The 16,834-nt window shown below is 64.8% G+C and carries 15 protein-coding genes; 6 read left to right on the top strand and 9 right to left on the bottom strand.

Translation table 11 applies throughout. The annotated features are described in order from the left end of the window. Positions 1 to 77: 77 nt before the first annotated feature. Positions 78 to 1,475, bottom strand: coding sequence for a lytic murein transglycosylase (locus tag IVA98_RS34145; protein WP_247304917.1), 1,398 nt, complete (start codon positions 1,473 to 1,475; stop codon positions 78 to 80). A gap of 200 nt (positions 1,476 to 1,675) precedes the next feature. On the opposite strand from IVA98_RS34145, the gene galU reads away from it, so the two are divergent. Further along, complete coding sequence (galU, locus tag IVA98_RS34140) at positions 1,676 to 2,551, top strand: UTP--glucose-1-phosphate uridylyltransferase GalU (protein WP_247304721.1); 876 nt, start codon at positions 1,676 to 1,678, stop codon at positions 2,549 to 2,551. Between the two features lie 108 nt (positions 2,552 to 2,659). Here the strand turns inward: galU and IVA98_RS34135 are convergent, their stop codons facing one another. After that, complete coding sequence (locus IVA98_RS34135) at positions 2,660 to 4,156, bottom strand: sensor domain-containing diguanylate cyclase (protein ID WP_247356648.1); 1,497 nt, start codon at positions 4,154 to 4,156, stop codon at positions 2,660 to 2,662. 142 nt (positions 4,157 to 4,298) lie between these two features. Between IVA98_RS34135 and IVA98_RS34130 the strand changes: the two genes are divergently transcribed. Then, positions 4,299 to 4,562: a DUF7662 domain-containing protein gene (locus tag IVA98_RS34130; protein ID WP_247304715.1), complete on the top strand. Its 264-nt coding sequence runs from the start codon at positions 4,299 to 4,301 to the stop codon at positions 4,560 to 4,562. 36 nt (positions 4,563 to 4,598) lie between these two features. Here the strand turns inward: IVA98_RS34130 and IVA98_RS34125 are convergent, their stop codons facing one another. Beyond that, a complete protein-coding gene (locus tag IVA98_RS34125) occupies positions 4,599 to 7,475 on the bottom strand; it encodes an EAL domain-containing protein (protein ID WP_247335013.1) in 2,877 nt (958 codons plus the stop codon). A gap of 139 nt (positions 7,476 to 7,614) precedes the next feature. Further along, on the bottom strand, positions 7,615 to 8,613 hold the full coding sequence (locus tag IVA98_RS34120) for an NAD(P)H-quinone oxidoreductase (RefSeq protein WP_247304710.1): 999 nt from the start codon (positions 8,611 to 8,613) through the stop codon (positions 7,615 to 7,617). Between the two features lie 104 nt (positions 8,614 to 8,717). Here IVA98_RS34120 and IVA98_RS34115 point away from each other — a divergent pair, with 104 nt between their 5' ends. Then, complete coding sequence (locus IVA98_RS34115; RefSeq protein ID WP_247304707.1) at positions 8,718 to 8,909, top strand: DUF1192 domain-containing protein; 192 nt, start codon at positions 8,718 to 8,720, stop codon at positions 8,907 to 8,909. Between the two features lie 549 nt (positions 8,910 to 9,458). After that, positions 9,459 to 9,968, top strand: a complete 510-nt coding sequence (rcdA, locus tag IVA98_RS34110; RefSeq protein ID WP_008569199.1) for a protease adaptor protein RcdA — start codon at positions 9,459 to 9,461, stop codon at positions 9,966 to 9,968. A 161-nt stretch (positions 9,969 to 10,129) separates the two neighbouring features. Here rcdA and rpmE read toward each other — a convergent pair whose 3' ends face one another. Next, entirely contained in the window at positions 10,130 to 10,357 is a 228-nt protein-coding gene (gene rpmE / locus IVA98_RS34105; RefSeq protein ID WP_007599895.1) for a 50S ribosomal protein L31, read from the bottom strand. Positions 10,358 to 10,599: 242 nt separating this feature from the next. Between rpmE and IVA98_RS34100 the strand changes: the two genes are divergently transcribed. Next, the gene (locus tag IVA98_RS34100) at positions 10,600 to 12,438 is read left to right on the top strand and encodes an ABC transporter ATP-binding protein/permease (RefSeq protein ID WP_247304912.1); all 1,839 of its coding nucleotides are present in this window, start codon (positions 10,600 to 10,602) and stop codon (positions 12,436 to 12,438) included. A 98-nt stretch (positions 12,439 to 12,536) separates the two neighbouring features. Here IVA98_RS34100 and IVA98_RS34095 read toward each other — a convergent pair whose 3' ends face one another. The 4 genes from IVA98_RS34095 to IVA98_RS34080 all read right to left on the bottom strand — a co-directional run bounded on the left by IVA98_RS34095 (position 12,537) and on the right by IVA98_RS34080 (position 15,427). Beyond that, a complete protein-coding gene (locus IVA98_RS34095; RefSeq protein ID WP_524536447.1) occupies positions 12,537 to 12,833 on the bottom strand; it encodes a hypothetical protein in 297 nt (98 codons plus the stop codon). A gap of 79 nt (positions 12,834 to 12,912) precedes the next feature. After that, positions 12,913 to 13,359, bottom strand: a complete 447-nt coding sequence (locus tag IVA98_RS34090) for a GNAT family N-acetyltransferase (protein ID WP_247304701.1) — start codon at positions 13,357 to 13,359, stop codon at positions 12,913 to 12,915. After that, positions 13,359 to 14,387 (bottom strand): peptidoglycan -binding protein, encoded by a 1,029-nt coding sequence (locus tag IVA98_RS34085; RefSeq protein WP_247304698.1) that lies wholly within the window; start codon positions 14,385 to 14,387, stop codon positions 13,359 to 13,361. Before IVA98_RS34085 ends, IVA98_RS34090 begins: the two co-directional genes overlap by 1 nt. A 23-nt stretch (positions 14,388 to 14,410) precedes the next feature. After that, positions 14,411 to 15,427: a flagellar motor protein MotA gene (locus IVA98_RS34080; protein WP_247278086.1), complete on the bottom strand. Its 1,017-nt coding sequence runs from the start codon at positions 15,425 to 15,427 to the stop codon at positions 14,411 to 14,413. Between the two features lie 175 nt (positions 15,428 to 15,602). On the opposite strand from IVA98_RS34080, the gene IVA98_RS34075 reads away from it, so the two are divergent. Beyond that, entirely contained in the window at positions 15,603 to 16,631 is a 1,029-nt protein-coding gene (locus tag IVA98_RS34075) for an SAM-dependent methyltransferase (protein ID WP_247304694.1), read from the top strand. Positions 16,632 to 16,834: the final 203 nt, after the last annotated feature.

The raw sequence follows: 16,834 nt of genomic DNA, 5'->3' as shown, positions 1-16,834 counted from the left end.
GCCATACACCGGGGAACAGCCGCCCCGGTCAAGGCTGCCTGCCAAAATCCCTGTTCAGGGTTACTTTCGGCGCGATTTTACCTGCCGCGCAGCCGGTCGAGCACGTCGGAGGAGGCAAAACCATCGGCGGGCACGCCGATCGAGGCCTGGAAATTGCGCAGGGCTTCCCGGGTCTGGCCGCCGAACTGGCCATCCGGGGTGCCCTTGTAGAAGCCGCGCTGGGCCAGCAGCTGCTGCAGTTCCAGCCGCTCGGTGCGCGACAGCTCCCGTTCCTGCCGCGGCCAGGGCTGCACGAAGGGGCCCCCGCCGCGCAAGCGGTCGGCGAAATGCCCGATCGCCAGCGCATAGGCCTCAGCCGGATTGTACTTCATGATGACGCGGTAATTCTGCAGCATCAGGAAGCCTGGTCCTTGCGCGCCGGCCGGCGCGAGCAGATAAGCCTTCTCGGCCGGATGCGGGAAGGGCTGGTTGTTCGGGCGCTTCAGCCCGAGCTTCTCCCATTGGGCGATCGTCATCGCCTTGGCGCGGTCGGCCAGCATGTAGTTGAAGCCTTGCGGCACCACGACCTCGTAGCCCCAGGTCTGGCCGGCCTGCCAGCCGTCCTTCTTCAGATTGTTGGCGGTCGACGCGATCAGGTCGGACGGATTGTCGACGACGTCGCGCCGCCCGTCGCCGTCGCCGTCGACGGCAAAGCGCTTGAATGCGGTCGGCATGAACTGGGTCGGGCCGAAGGCGCCAGCCCAGGAGCCGCGCAGCTGCTCAGGCCTGAGATCGCCGCGGTTGAGGATCTCCAGCGCGGAGAGGAATTCGTCCTTGAAATAGGTTTGGCGGCGGCCGATGCAGGCGAGCGTCGCGGTCGATTGCAGCACGCTGCGGTCGCCCATCTGCGTCGAGTAATTGGACTCGATGCCCCAGATCGCGGCGATGATGTAGCGGTCGACGCCAGTGGCCTTTTCAGTGGCGTCGAACTGCGCCTTGTATGTGGCGAGGATCTCGCGGCCCTTGGCGAGGCGGTTGTCGTTCACGAGAATGTCGAGGTAGTCCCAGATCGATTTGGTGAACTCCGGCTGCGAGTCCATCAGATCCATGATGCGCAAATCGGGGCTGAGGCCTGCGGTGAAGCGCTGGAAGTTCTCCTGCGTGATGCTGCGCCGTGCGGCATCCGGCCACATCGCGGCGACACAATTGTTGAAATTGCCCGCGGCCTCGCGGATCGCAGCGGCCGTCATCAGCGGATGGCCGGAGGCGCCGTCCTCGCCGCTCCAAGGTTGAGCTCCAGTTTGTGCGCTGCCGGGGACGGGTGAGGCTTGCGACGGCGCCGCGTTCGGGCCGGAGAAGATGCCGCCGAACAGGTTCGATAGGCCGTTCTGCGCCTGGGCGTGCGCGCATGCAGGCAGCAGCAAAGCCGCCGCAATCATCGTCGCGCCGGTCACGGACCCAGTCCGTCCTGCCAGTCGTGCCACTGATTGCATCATGTCCCACCCATCGGCCTGAAATTCCGCCATCAGGAGGCCTGGTAGGCGTTGCCAATAGCTTAACAAAGGTGAAATTTTGGTGACGGCCTTTTTCTTAACTCTGTCGGGGCGAGGCCCCACATCCGCCTTTGTTGGCGGCTGCAAACAGGCTAGCAAGTTGCCATTGCTGTGTTCACGTCCTCAGGTATTCGATCGATCCCATGAAAATTCGCAAAGCCGTATTCCCCGTCGCCGGTCTCGGCACCCGCGTCCTGCCCGCCACCAAGGCGATGCCGAAGGAAATGCTGACCATCGTCGACAAGCCGCTGATCCAGTACGTCTATGACGAGGCGAAGGAGGCCGGCATCGAGCACTTCATCTTCGTCACAGGCCGCAACAAGAACGTCATCGAAGATCATTTCGACCGGATGTTCGAGCTCGACGCGACGCTGCAGGCGCGCGGCAAGACGGCCGAGCAGGAGATCCTGGCGCAGAACCAGCCGGACGCTGGCGCCGTGAGCTTCACGCGCCAGCAGGCGCCGCTCGGCCTCGGTCACGCGGTCTGGTGCGCGCGCGACATCGTCGGCAACGAGCCGTTTGCAGTCGTGCTGCCGGACGAGCTCGTGCTCAACACGCCCGGTTGCCTGAAGCAGATGATCGATATGGCATCGTCGCTCGGCGAGAAATCCAATCTGGTCGCGGTCGAGGCGGTGCCCGATCACCTGACGCATCAATACGGCATCTGCGGGGTCGGAAAGCGCAACGGCAAGATGTTCGAGGTCGACGGCATGGTCGAAAAGCCGGCCAAGGGCACCGCGCCATCAAATCTCTCGATCACCGGTCGCTATATCCTCCAGCCCGAGATCTTCAAGATCCTGGAAACCCAGGAGCGCGGTGCCGGCGGCGAGATCCAGCTCACCGACGCCATGATCGGTCTTGCCAAGGCCCAGAAATTCTATGGCGTCGAGTTCGAGGGCGAGCGTCACGATTGCGGCTCCAAGCCCGGCTTCCTCCGCGCCAACATCGCCTACGGCATGACGCGCCCGGAGCTGCGCGATGGGCTGATCGCGGAGATGAAGAAGTATCTGGGGACCTGACCTCACCTTTGACGTCATTCCGGGGCGATGCGTAGCATCGAACCCGGAAGCTCGAGATTCCGGGCTCGGCTCTTCGAGCCGCCCCGGAATGACATCCAGACGAATCCCTCACGCCACCAGCGACAACTGCGGCAAGCTCGCGACCACCGACTGGTTGCGCCCACCGGCCTTGGCGGCATAGAGCGCCTTGTCGGCGGCGGCGACCAGGACGGGCCAGTCCATGCCGGCACTGGGAACGAGGCTGGCGATGCCGCAGGAGACCGTTGTGCTCGCCTGATCGTCGGACCAGCCCTGCACCTTGAGCCGGATCGTCTCGGCGATCTTGAAGGCATCCGTGGCCGAAATGTTCGGCAGCAGTACGGCGAATTCTTCGCCGCCATAGCGCGCCGCGCAGTCGCCGGCGCGGCTCACCGAGTCGGAAATGCAGATGGCGATGCCGACCAGCACCTGGTCGCCGGCCTGGTGGCCGAACGTATCATTGTAAGCCTTGAAGTGATCGGCATCGATCATCAACAGCGCGACCGGCGTCTTCTGGCGCATCGCGCGGCGCCATTCGACGTCGATGACGGAATCGAACTTGCGGCGGTTCTTCAGGCCGGTGAGCGCGTCCGTCGTCGCCATCTCCTCGAGCTTGTGCTCGGCCTCGGCGCGTCGGCCGATCTCGCGCGCGAGAACCAGCGTCGAGGCCAGCATGAACAGGATCAGCGCCAGGACCACGGCGCCGATGCGATAGGCTTCCCTCTGCCAGAGCTCGAACACGGCGGTCAGCGGCTTGCCCGCCACCACGAACAGCGGCCCGCTGTCGCCGCTCCGGGAATAGAGCCGCGGCGTCGCGTCTACCGGACCCTGGCCGGCATAGGACCCGCCGGCCTTGAGATTGTCGGCCTTCCAGCTCCCCTGCGATGCGAGATTCTTGCCGATGACGTCGAGATCGAACGGCCGCCGCATCATGATGGTGCGGTCGCGCTTCAGCACGGTGATGCTGTCGTCGGGGTCGAGGTTCAGCCGCTCGAACAATTCGTGGAAATAGCTGAATCGGATCGAGCCGGCGACGACGCCCATGAAGCCGCCGTCGGTATCGCTGACCCGCCGGCTCAGCACGATGGAATAGGCGCCGCGAAACAGCATGGGACGGCTGATGAAGAGCCCGATGTCCGGACTGTCGCGATGAACCCTGAAGTAATCTTCCTCGCTCTTGACCTCCGGCAGCGGGTCGAGGGTGGAGGCGTCGATGGTCAGCCGGCCCTCGGCATTGAACACCCGGATGGCGCCGAAATGCCTCGCGGTGGTCGCATGGTCGAACAGGATCAGATGACGGATCGGCTTCGAGACCGTCGCAAGCTCGGGCAGCAGCATGTTGGCGGCGACCGCCTTCAGCGACAGGTCATAAATCTCGATGTTGCGGCTGACGTCGGACTCGATGGTCGTCGCCAAATTCTCCAGCGTCTGGCGGGCGAGCGCCTCCTCGCCGCGGCGCATGTCCAGCATCACGTTGACGCAAATGGCGGAGAAGCCGATCACCGTCACCACCGACGAGATGATCAGCAGCTTCGCCGAAATCCGCCACGGCCGGCGGGCCGTGACTTCGCGCCATCCAGACAGCATCGCTTGCTCCCGATCCTAGTGGATGCGCCCGAAAGCTTGAGTAGTGTTTAAGGCAGGACGGCCTTGCCGCAATGAGTTAAGAATCGGTTTATGAGGCGCAGGGTTTTGGGCAGTCTCATGCGAGCGGGACGAGAGGACCATTGTGAACGACTACGACGCGTTGCGCGCCTATCTGATGCGGCAGAAGCAGGATGAGTTGGTGCTGAGCTTCGAGCAGATCGAGGAGATCATCGGCGCGGCCCTGCCGCGCGCGGCGCATCGTGCCTCCTGGTGGGACAGCCTGCGCAGCCCCGACATCCAGATGCCGCAACGCGAAGCCTGCCTCGCCGCCGGCTTTGTGGCGACGCGCATGCCTGACGGTGCGAGCGTGCGGTTCAGGAAGCAGAAGAAGGAGCGGCGGCGGTAGCGCACCGGCGCGCTGCCACCCTCCAGGGGAGGTAACCTAGCTCGCCGCTTCCAGCCGCACTTCCGTCAGCAGCCGCATCGCGGCATCGGCATCCATCGGCTCGCCGAAGGCAAAGCCCTGCGCATATTCGCAGCCCATCTGGTAAAGCTCGACCGCGTCTGAATCGGTCTCGGCGCCTTCGGCGACCACGTCCATGCCGAGGTCGTGCGCGAGCGCGATGATCGACTTCAGGATCACCGGGCGCGTGCCGCGGTTGGTGGTGCGCACGAAGGACTGGTCGATCTTGATGGTGTCGAACGGGAAGCGCTGGAGATAGGCCAGCGAGGAATGGCCGGTGCCGAAATCGTCGAGCGACAGCCCGGTGCCGAGCTCGCGGATGCGCGTCAGCATCTGCGCCGCATGCTCCGGATTCTCCATCACCAGCGATTCCGTCAATTCCAGCTTCAGCGTGCCGCGGGCGACCGAGGAGCGCGACAGCACGGTGCGGATGTCGTGGATCAGATCGTGGCGCAGCAGCTGCCGCGACGACACGTTGACGGAGGCGAAGATCGGCTCGCGCGAGCGCATCGCGCGCTGCCACACCGCGAGCTGTTTTGCGGTCTGGTCGAGCACGAACATGCCGAGGTCGACGATCAGCCCGGTCTCTTCCGCGATGGTGATGAATTCCGACGGCGCCATGCGCCCGAGCTTCGGATGGTCCCAGCGCGCCAACGCCTCGAAGCCCGCGATCGAACGATCCTCCAGCCGCACGATCGGCTGGTACAGGATCGTGATCTCCTGCCGCTCGATGGCGCGGCGCAATTCGCTCTCCAGCGTCAGCCGGTCGGTCTTCCGCGCACGCATCGCCGGCTTGTAGACGTCGATGCGATCGCCGCCGATGCGCTTGGAGTGATACATCGCGAGCTCGGCGTCCTTGATGATCTCGTCCGTCAATTGGGTCTGCGGATCAGACAAAGCGAGGCCGATCGAGGCCGTGAGGAAGATCTCGCGATCGTTGAAGGCGATCGGGGCGCGGATGGTCTTGCGGATGGTCTCGGCGAAGGCGGTGATGCGGGCGGGGTCCTGCTCCGAGAGCAGGATCAGGCCGAACTGGTCGCCGGCCATTCGTGCCAGCGTGTCTTGCGGCTTCAGGATGCGGGTGAGGCGGCGGGCGAGCGTCAGCAGGATGGAATCGCCGACCGCGATGCCGACGGAATCGTTGACCTGCTTGAAGCGGTCGAGGTCGATCACCATCAGCGTCGGTCGCAGCGTCGGCATGGTCTTGGCGAAATGCGCCACCGCACCCAGCCGGTCCATGAACAGTTTTCGGTTGGGCAGGCCGGTGAGGTTGTCATGCACGGAATCGTGCAGCAGGCGCTCTTCGGCGTTGCGCAGCTCGGTGACGTCGGTGAGCGTGCCGACCACGCGCGAGACCTCGCCGTCGGAGCCGACCACCGGGCGCGCCTTCAGCGCGAACCACATGAAGTGACCGTCCGGCGTACGCAGGCGGAAATCCTGCACCAGGCGGCCGCGGCGCTGGTCGAGCACGCTGTCCAGCGCGGCGCGGAAGCGATCCTGATCGAGCGGGTGCAGCACTTCGAGCCACGAGGCAGCGGGGCCTTCCAGCGTGCCGCGCTTGAGGCCGAGCAAGGCCTCGGTCTCGGGACTGGTGAAGACCTTGTCGGCGGAGACGTCCCAGTCCCAGATCAGATCGCCGGAGCCGGCCAGCGCCAGCGCCCTCCGTTCGATGTCGGAGACGACACCGGTCGAAGCGCCGCCGCCGGCGAAGGCGTGCTGCATCACCGTGAAGCCGATCAGCATCACGATCAGCACGAGGCCGCCGAGCAGGGCCGGGCCGACGATGTCGTTGGTAACGGAGCCGGCGACCGTCATTCCCGCCGCCACGACCCAGACCACCAGGAGGAACCAGGTCGGGATCAGCAGCACCGCGCGGTCGAAGCCGTGGGTGGAGAGATAGACGATCAGCGCGAAGCCGGCGAAGGCGATCAGCACCAGCGAGATACGCGCGATGCCGGAGGCGACCGCCGGATCGAATAGCGCAAGCGCCACCAGCGATCCCAGGAAGGCGAGCCAGCCCACCGTGATGTGCGAATAGCGCACATGCCAGCGACTGAGGTTGAGATAGGCAAACAGGAACACCAGCAGCGTCGCCGCCAGGATCGCTTCGCCCGCCGCGCGCCAGATGCGCTCGGCGTTGTTCGACATGTCGAGGACCTTGCCCCAGAAGCCGAAATCGACGCCGATATAGACCAGCACCGCCCAGGCCAGCGCCGCGGCGGCTGGGAACATGATGCTGCCCTTCACCACGAACAGGATGGTCAGCACCAAGGCGAGCAAGCCGGAGATGCCGATCACGATGCCCTGGTAGAGCGTGAACGAGTTGACCTTGTCCTTGTAGGCTTCCGGCTCCCACAGATAGAGCTGCGGCAGCTTGTCGGTACGCAGCTCGGCAACGAAGGTGATGACGGCGCCGGGGTCGAGCGTGATGCGGAAGACATCGGCGGTCGGGCTTTCCTGCCGCTCGGGCCGGTCACCGGTCGAAGGCGTGATGGTGGCGATGCGCGACAGACCGAGGTCGGGCCAGAGCAGCCCTGACGAGACGATGCGGTAATGCGGGGCGACGATCAGGCGGTCGAGCTGGTCGTCGGTGTTGTTGGCAAGCGCGAACACCACCCAGTTCTGGCCGCCTTCGCGGGCGCGCACCTCGATGCGGCGGACGATGCCGTCGGTGCCGGGCGCGGTCGAGACCTGGATGCGATCGGCATCGCTGCGCTGATGCTCGAGCACACCGGTGAGATCGATCGCGGGCGCGTCACTGCGAACGCTGACAGCGTCGAGCGCGCGTGCAGGGGACGCGGCAACGAGCATCATGAGGCCCAGCGCGATGGGCGCGAGGCACCTGATCAGACGCAAGGTCAGTTCTCCGCGTTCGACGCAAACTTCGAGTGCAAGGCGATTTCAGACCGGACAGACTTGGTTCGGTGCGTCGCGATAGATGCCATGAAAGCGAGGAAAATCAAAGGGTTTCCGCCTTGCCCTGTGGGCCGGCGGCCTACACCTCCAACACAATTTTGCCAATATGTGCGCTCGTCTCCATGCGCCGGTGCGCATCGGCTGCCTTTTCCAGCGGGAAAGTGCTGTCCATCAGCGGCTTGATGCGACCTTCACGCAAAAGCGGCATCACTTTCGCCTCGATCGCGGCCACCATCGCCGCCTTGTCCGCATTACTACGGGGGCGCAGCGTCGAGCCGGTATGGGTGAGGCGCTTCACCATCACCTTGGCAATGTTGACGTTGACCTTGGGGCCGTTGAGGGTCGCGATCTGGACGATGCGGCCCTCAACTGCGGCGGCGTCATAGTTGCGATCGACATAGTCGCCGGCGACCATGTCGAGGATCAGGTTGACGCCGGCTTTGTTGGTCTCTTCCTTGATCACGGCGACGAAGTCTTCAGTCTTGTAATTGATGGCGCGGTCGGCACCCAGCTTGACGCAGGCATCGATCTTGTCCTGCGAGCCCACGGTGACGAACACTTTTGCGCCGAACGCTTTGGCGAGCTGGATCGCCATGGTGCCGATGCCGGAGGAGCCGCCATGGATCAGCAGCGTCTCGCCGGACTTGAGGCCGCCGCGTTCGAACACGTTGTGCCAGACCGTCATCAGAGTTTCCGGCAGTGCGCCGGCCTCCTTGATCGACAGCGACGGCGGCACGCTCATGGCCTGGGCGTCCTGCGCGATGCAGTACTGCGCATAGCCGCCGCCGGCGACGAGCGACATCACCTTGTCACCAACCTTGTGCCGCTTGGCATTGCTGCCGACCGCCACCACTTCGCCCGCGATCTCCAGGCCCGGCAAGTCGCTGGCGCCGGGCGGCGGGGGATAGGCGCCGGAGCGCTGGGCGACGTCGGGCCGGTTGACGCCGGCGGCCTCGACCTTGACCAGGATCTCGTCAGGACCGGGCTGCGGCACGGCCCGTTGTTCCGGCACGAGCACCTCGGGTCCGCCGTGCTTGGAGATGGCGACCACGGTCATTTGCGCGGGCAGCTTGTCCATGATGTGTCCTTGAGCAAAGGTGCGGAAATGGGAACGAGGCCATTGCTTAGCCAGCGCGCTCCAAGCTGGCAACCGCCCCAGCCGCGAACGCAGGAGGAACGACGATGCCGATGGAAGACGACGACCGGCCGCGCAAGAAGATCAGCCATGAAATCGGACAGGATCTCTCACTCTTGTCGGTCGAGGAACTGACCGAGCGCGTCGTCCTGCTCAAGACCGAGATCGCAAGGTTGGAAGAAGCCGCCACCAAGAAGCGCGCCTCGCGCGATGCGGCGAACAGTGTTTTCAAGTCGTAATCTCTTCGCCGTCATTCCGGGGCGGCGCGTCAGCGCCGAGCCCGGAATCCATAACCCCGGGAAATCGAAACGGGCACGCTGATAGAGGCGGGCCGCTCCATCCGTCCGTGCTTATGGATTCTCGCGACCCTCGTGGCGCCCCGGGACGACGGTGAGGGCGTTCGTGCGGCACAGCGTCCGGGACACGACACCCCCACTCAGCCATTGGCCGACATGGCTAACGAACTCTCAAAAAATTAGCTCGTTTACTCCAGATTAAGCTTTCGGGTTTATGACTGGAACTGTCCTCGTTTGGACACCGAGTGGCTCCTGTCCACTCTGTTTGACGCCTCCCTGTTATCAACTTTCAAAGCCGCCGGTCTCCGGCGGCTCTTTTTTTGCCTCCACGCCGCTTTTTTGCGTCTCGTTGCGGTTGAGTCCCTGGGAAAGACCCGCGGAAACCATATCCGCGCTTGTGGCTGGACTCGGCGTCCTGCCCGGGCAATGATTTGTTCATCATAAGCCGGCGCCAAGCCGGACAGTCAGACAGTTGCGTAAGGGGCGTTAACCATGGAACGTTTGCAAGCCGACGGCGCTCTCGTTCAACTCAGCGAGCGGTTCACCAATTCTGCGGCGTTCGGCGTCCTGTTCCGCGAGGGCATGGACCTCGTCGAGGAAACCGCCGCCTATCTCGACGGCGCCGGGCGCACGGAAGCCAAGGCGCTCGACCGTGCCGTCAGCCTGACTTATGCAACCGAGAGCATGCGTCTCACCACCCGCCTGATGCAGCTCGCCTCGTGGCTGCTGCTGCACCGCGCGGTGAAAGAAGGCGAGATGACGCTGAGCCAGGCCAATCGCGAGAAGACCAAGGTGAAGCTGACCGCCGCCGATCCGGGTCCCGCCGACACCATCGAGAAGCTGCCCGCGCAGCTCCAGGACCTGATCCACCGTTCGATGAGCCTGCAGACCCGCGTGCGCCGCCTCGACACCACCATCCACACCCCGCCCGCCGAACACGTTGCGATCGGCAACCCGCTGGTGCCGCACCTCAACGCGCTGAAGGCTGCGTTCGAGCGGTAGAGGTCTCACTGTCATTCCGGGGCGATGCGTGAGCATCGCGCCCGGAATCTCGAGATTCCGGGTTCGGCTCTCCGAGCCGCCCCGGAACGACAGCGTGATAGAAAACAAAAACGCCCCCGGCTCTGCCAGGGGCGTTTTTTCGTCTCCAGCCCGTGGCCGGATCAATCCTTTTTGAGAAAGCCCGAAAACTTCTTCTGGAAGCGCGAGACGCGGCCGCCGCGGTCCATGAGCTGGGCGTTGCCGCCGGTCCAGGCCGGGTGCGATTTCGGGTCGATGTCGAGGTTCAGCGTGTCGCCTTCCTTGCCCCAGGTCGAGCGGGTCAGGTACTCGGTTCCGTCGGTCATAACGACCTTAATCGTATGATAGTTCGGGTGAATTTCGGCTTTCATGGCAATTCCTCGGCGCCCCGGCGCCTTCTTGGGTGGCTCGCGAATGACGGATTTGGCCGGCTCTATACCTCACCATCCCCTGCAAAACAAGCCATCGCAGGCGGTCAACCGGGCTTCCCTAAGGGACGCCCCGGATTTGCCAGTACCCTTGCTCCGGCCTATTGGGAGCAAACGAATGCAATGGGTCGGATCTCATGAGCGCAGTGGAACGGCTTGATGACCAATATGTCGATCAGCCTGAAATGAATTCCCAGGTGAATTCCCAAGTGAATTCCCAGGTGAATTCCGCCGACACGCCATCGATCGAGGCCGATCTGATCGAGCAGCCGGCCAAGGGCCGCGCCAAGCTGCGGCCGCTGCTCGCGCTCGCGCCCTATATCAGCCGCTATCGCGGCCGCGCGGCACTGGCCTTCCTCGCGCTGACGGTCGCCGCACTGACCACGCTGCTGGTGCCGGTTGCGGTGCGCCGGATGATCGATTTCGGCCTGACGCCCGAGGGCATCGAGCTGATCAACAGCTACTTCTCGGTGATGCTCGCGGTGGTCGCCGTGCTCGCGCTGGCGAGCGCTGCGCGCTACTACCTCGTGATGACGATCGGCGAGCGCATCGTCGCCGACCTCAGGCGCGACGTGTTCGGGCATCTGCTCTCGCTTTCGCCGACCTTCTTCGACTCCGCGCGTAGCGGCGAGCTGATCTCGCGGCTCACCGCCGACACCACCCAGATCAAATCCGCCGTCGGCGCCTCGGTGTCGATCGCGCTGCGCAATCTGATGATGTTTCTCGGCGCCGCCGCCATGATGGTGATCACCAGCCCGAAATTGTCGGGCTTCGTGCTGTTGGCCATACCTTTGATCGTGCTGCCGCTGGTGGCTTTCGGGCGCTGGGTACGGCGGCTGTCGCGCAATGCGCAGGATACGCTCGCCGACGCCTCGGCCTATGCCGGCGAGCTGATCGGGGCGATCCGCACCGTGCAGGCCTACACCAGCGAGCAGTTCGCCGAGAAGCGCTTCGGCGGAAATGTCGAGCAGGCTTATGAGGCGGCGCGCACCTCGACTCAGGCCCGCGCCGTGCTCACCGCCATCATCATTTTCATCGTGTTCGCAAGCATTGTCGCGATCCTCTGGATCGGCTCGCATGATGTGCTCACCGGTGCGATCACGCCGGGCCGGCTCGGCCAGTTCGTGCTCTATGCCGTGTTCGCCGCGGCGGGACTCGGCCAGCTCAGCGAGGTCTGGGGCGAGGTGTCGGCGGCATCCGGTGCTGCCGAGCGCCTGTTCGAGATCTTGCATGTAAGGCCTGAGATCACCGCGCCCGCCGCGCCACGCGCTCTGCCGATGCCGGCGCGCGGCGAGGTCGGCTTCGATCGGGTCAGCTTCGCCTATCCTGCGCGGCACGACGTCAACGTGCTCGATGCGGTGTCGTTCACCGTGCATCCGGGCGAGAAGGTCGCGATCGTCGGTCCGTCCGGCGCCGGCAAGAGCACGATCTTTCATCTGCTGCTGCGCTTCTACGATCCGCGCAGCGGCGCGATCTCGCTCGATGGCGTGCCGGTCAGGTCCGCCGACCCGCGCGATGTCCGCGCCCGCATCGCGCTGGTGCCGCAAGACTCGGTGGTGTTTGCGGCAAGCGCTCGCGAGAACATCCGCTTCGGCCGGCCGGATGCGACCGATGCCGAGGTCGAGCGGGCCGCCGAGCTCGCGCATGCCGCCGAGTTCATCCGCCGGCTGCCCGAAGGCTTCGAGACGGCGCTCGGCGAGCGCGGCGTGACGCTCTCCGGCGGCCAGCGCCAGCGCATCGCCATCGCGCGCGCCATCCTGCGCGATGCGCCGCTGCTGCTGCTGGATGAAGCCACCTCCGCCCTCGATGCTGAAAGCGAAACGCTGGTGCAGACCGCGCTGGAAGAGCTGATGCGCCACCGCACCACGCTGGTGATCGCCCATCGCCTCGCCACCGTCTTGTCCTGCGACCGCATCCTGGTGATGGACCAGGGCAGGATCGTCGAGCAGGGCACGCATGCCGAACTCGTGGCAGCGAACGGGCTTTACGCGAGACTGGCGCGGTTGCAGTTCGAGGGGGCGTGAGAGCCTGAGCGATCGACGTGAGGCGCTGCGATCGCTGCCCCACGCACAGTGTCATCGCTCGCGAAAGCGGGCGATCCAGTACGCCGCGGCGTCTCGGTTCAATCAATGTTGTCTCTGGAATACTGGATCACCCGCCTGCGCGGGTAATGACAGCGGTCTGTAAAGGAGCCGTGTTTACCGGCACTTCGGCGAGAGCGCCGGCACGTTCGGCCACGGCCAGTTCTTCCAGCTGCCGTCCCATCGACGCAGGCCGATGGCGCAGGGCTGCTCGACGGAGAACTCGTTGTGTTGACCTGCGTCGCAAAGCGCTGGTCGACATAGGTCGTCGACACATATCCGGCGACGATGACACCCAGAAAGACCGAGCAACCCTTGGCCAGATCGCGCAGCTTCATCGATCGTCTCCATCCGCTTGTCATCGCTGCTCTGACTACAACGACTAACGAACGTCGCGGGATCCCGGCGTGACAGGCCTCACGCCCGCCACGCCATCTTCAGCACCGGCCGGCCCGAGGTCGGGTTCACATCGTCGCCGGCATGGGAAAAGCCGTTGCGCTCGTAGAAGCGGATGGCGCGGGCGTTGTCCTTGTTGACGAGCAGCGTAACGCCTGAGGGCGACAGCCGCTTGGCTTCTTCCACCAGCAGCCTGGCTGCATCCGAGCCCCAATGCGCGGGATCGACCACGAGCTGGTCGAGATAGCCGTCGTCGTCGATGGTGACGAAGCCGGTGAGCGCGCCATCCTGCTCGGCGACGACGATAGAGGCCTTCGGCACCAGGTCCTTGCGCCAGCGCTCGCGCCACCAGTCCAGCCGCGCCACAAAATCGATCTGCGGATACGCCTGCTGCCAGGTGCGATGCCAGAGGTCGATCGCGGCCGCCTCGTCCTCGGGTCGGTAGGGGCGGAGGTGGAGGGCGCTCACTACCGCTCCGTCAGCTTCAGCTCGATGCGGCGGTTGCGCTTGTAGGCCTCCTCGGTGTTGCCGGGATCGAGCGGCTGGAATTCGCCGAAGCCGGCGGCAACGAGGCGCTGGGCCGGCACGCCGAGCGAGACCAGGTACTGCACCACCGAGATGGAGCGGGCCGCGGACAGGTCCCAGTTCGACTTGAAGTTCGGGCCATTGACCGGACGCACATCGGTGTGGCCGTCGACGCGCAGCACCCAGGGGATCTCGCTCGGGATCTTCTTGTCGAGCTCGATCAGCGCTGCCGCCAAGGTGTCGAGCTCGGCGCGGCCTTCGGGCAGCAAGGTCGCCTGTCCGGTGTCGAAGAACACTTCGGACTGGAACACGAAGCGGTCGCCGACGATCCGGATGTCGGGGCGGTTGCCGAGGATGGTGCGCAGGCGGCCGAAGAATTCCGAGCGGTAGCGCGACAATTCCTGCACGCGCTGCGCCAAAGCAACGTTCAAGCGAGAACCGAGGTCAGCGATCCGGTTCTGCGATTCCTTGTCGCGCTTCTCGGAGGCATCCAGCGCCTCTTCCAGCGCCGCCAATTGCCGCCTGAGCGCGCTGATCTGCTGGTTCAGCACCTCGATCTGCGCCAGCGCCCGCGCCGAGACTGCTTTCTCCGAGTCCAGTGCCTTGCCGAGCTCGGCGGTCTTGCCTTGCGCGTCGTTGCCGGCATTGGCGAGCCCCTCATACAGGCCCTTGATGCGGTCGCGCTCGGATTCGGCCGAGGCAAGTCCCGCCTTCAGTTGCGAGACCTGGTCGTCGAGCGTGAGCTTGCCGAGCTTCTCCAGCGACAGGAGCTCGTTGAGCTGGGCGATCTTGGCATTGAGCTGCTCCAGCGCCTTGTCCTTGCCGGTGACCTCCTGCGACAGGAAGAACTGCACGACCAGGAAGACCGACAGCAGGAACACGATCGACAGCACCAGCGTCGATAAGGCGTCGACGAAGCCGGGCCAGTAGTTGAAGGTGCCTTCGCTGCGGCGCGCGCGGGCAAGAGCCATGATCGCCTTTCCGTATTAGCTGCTCAACTCTTCTCGGGCTGGCGGGCGAGGCGCTCCAGCAGGCGCCGGATCTCGCGGTTCTGCTCGCCCTGGCCGTCGGCCCATTCGCGGATCATCTGCTGCTCGGTGCGCATGTGCGAGACCAGCGCCTGGATCGCTTCGGCAAGGCTCGCCATCGCCGCGGTGGTGCCGCGGCTGGCGCTGCCTTCCTCGAACACGGAGCGCAGCCGCTCGACCGCGGCCTGGAGTTCGCCGCTGGCGACGCCACCGCCGCCGGAAGCGACCGCCACTTCGCCATTGCCATATTCGCGCACGGTGCTGGCGAGCCAGTCTTCCAGGTCGGTGTAGAAGCGGTTCTGCGCCTGGCTCGATTGCAGGTCGAGGAAGCCGAGGATCAGCGAGCCGGCGAGGCCGAACAGCGAACTGGAGAACGAGATGCCCATGCCGCCGAGCGGGGCGGCGAGGCCTTCCTTCAAGGTGTCGAACAGCGCGCCGGCATCGCCGCCGACCTTGAGGCCGTCGATCACCTTGCCGACCGAGCCGACCGTCTCGATCAGGCCCCAGAAGGTGCCGAGCAGGCCGAGGAAGACGAGCAGACCGGTCATGTAGCGGGAAATGTCCCGGGCTTCGTCCAGGCGGGTCGCGATCGAATCGAGCAGATGCCGCATCGTGGTCTGGGTGATCGTCATCCGCCCCGAGCGCTCGCCGCCGAGGATCGCCGCCATCGGCGCCAGCAGCTTCGGGTGCCGGGCCGGGGCCAGGCCGGGATCGGCGATGCGGAAATTGTTGACCCAGGAGACTTCGGGATAAAGCCGGATGACCTGACGGAAGGCCAGCACGATGCCGATGAACAGCACCGCCCCGATCAGGGCGTTGAGGCCGGGATTGGCGAAGAAAGCTTGGATGATCTGCTTGTAGAGCACGACGCCGACCAGCGTACACAGAACCAGGAAGACCAGCATCCGCACCAGGAAGACGCTGGGCGAGGACAGTTTTGTGTACTCGATATCCATGGTGGAGCGGGAAGTGCCAGACGGCATGGCCGGTGTCATCCGTTACGAAGCTTGCTTGCGGCGCGCACTATGGCACAGCGCCAGCCCAAAAAAAGCGCCGGATGCGCCGATTTCGGGGAGAGCTTGGGGAACCTGGGCCGGAAGCCGCGCTTTGATAGTTTGATAGGCAGGTGTCTGCAAGAGCTCGCCATTCGGGGGCCGCATGAGCGTCGTTTCCGCGATCATCGGCACTGCCGAACGTGTGCCGTTACCGGACGTGGTGATTCGTGCCGCGATCCAGCGCCTGTGCTCGCGCACGGCGACGCGCCTGTCCACGCTGGGGGCGGCCGACGATGCCGCCTTCGCCGGGCGGATGATGCTGCGGCCGATCGCCGAGGACGCCGATGCTGCCGGCGGCCGGCAGCACCAGGTGCCTGCTTCGTTCTTCGCGCAAGTGCTCGGCCCCAGCCGCAAACATTCCTGCTGCTTCTACAAAAACGACGCGACCTCCTTGCAGGAGGCGGAGGAGGAGGCTCTACGCCAGACCGTCGAGCATGCCGGTCTTGCCGACGGGCAGACCATCCTCGAGCTCGGCTGCGGCTGGGGCTCGCTGTCGCTGTGGATCGCGCGGCAGTTTCCGCACGCGAAGGTGACGGCCGTGTCGGCCTCGCAGGCACAGCGCACTTACGTCGAGGATGAGGCGCGGCGGCGCGGGCTGTCGAACCTGTGGGTCGTGACCGCCGACATGAACGTGTTCGCGCCCGAGGGGCAGTTCGACCGCATCGTCTCGGTCGAGACGTTCGAGCACATGATGAACTGGCGCAAGCTGATGACACGCCTGCGCGCATGGCTCGCGCCCGACGGACGCTTCTTCATGCATGTGGTCACTCATCGCTCCGGCTCACATCTGTTCAACCCGGCGAAGCCCGAGGATTGGATCGCGCAGCGCGCCTTCACGGGCGGATTGATGCCGAGCCATCATCTTGTCAGGCAATTCGACGACATCTTCGCAATCGAGAAGGAATGGTGCTGGAGCGGCACGCATTACCAACACACCGCGAATGATTGGCTCGCCAATTTCGATGCGCATCGCGACACCATCGAGGCCGCGTTGCGCAAGGTCTATGGCGAGGAGACCGCACTCTGGATGCGGCGCTGGCGTTGGTTTCTCCTCGCGACGTCGGGCCTGTTCGGCTACGCTGATGGAACCGAATGGGGCGTCAGCCACTACCGGATGAAGGCCGCCGAGTAATTGCGATGTTCCGTCGCAGCACGCGGCGGTGGACCCCGACTCACAATCAAGTGACAGGGCAAAAACCGCCTAAACTCAATATCATACGCTGTGTGACAATGAGCCGCCCGCGCCATGCGTTGCATCGCAGCAGATGCATTCTATTTTGGCGGCATCAGCCGCGTGTAAAAGGCCCAGAACGGGCCTCGCGCGCGCATGATCAG

The sequence above is a fragment of the Bradyrhizobium sp. 160 genome, assembly GCF_023073735.1.
Lineage (GTDB): Bacteria > Pseudomonadota > Alphaproteobacteria > Rhizobiales > Xanthobacteraceae > Bradyrhizobium.
Note: the sequence above shows the minus strand (reverse complement) of the source record. Positions and strands in the feature narration are given on the sequence as shown.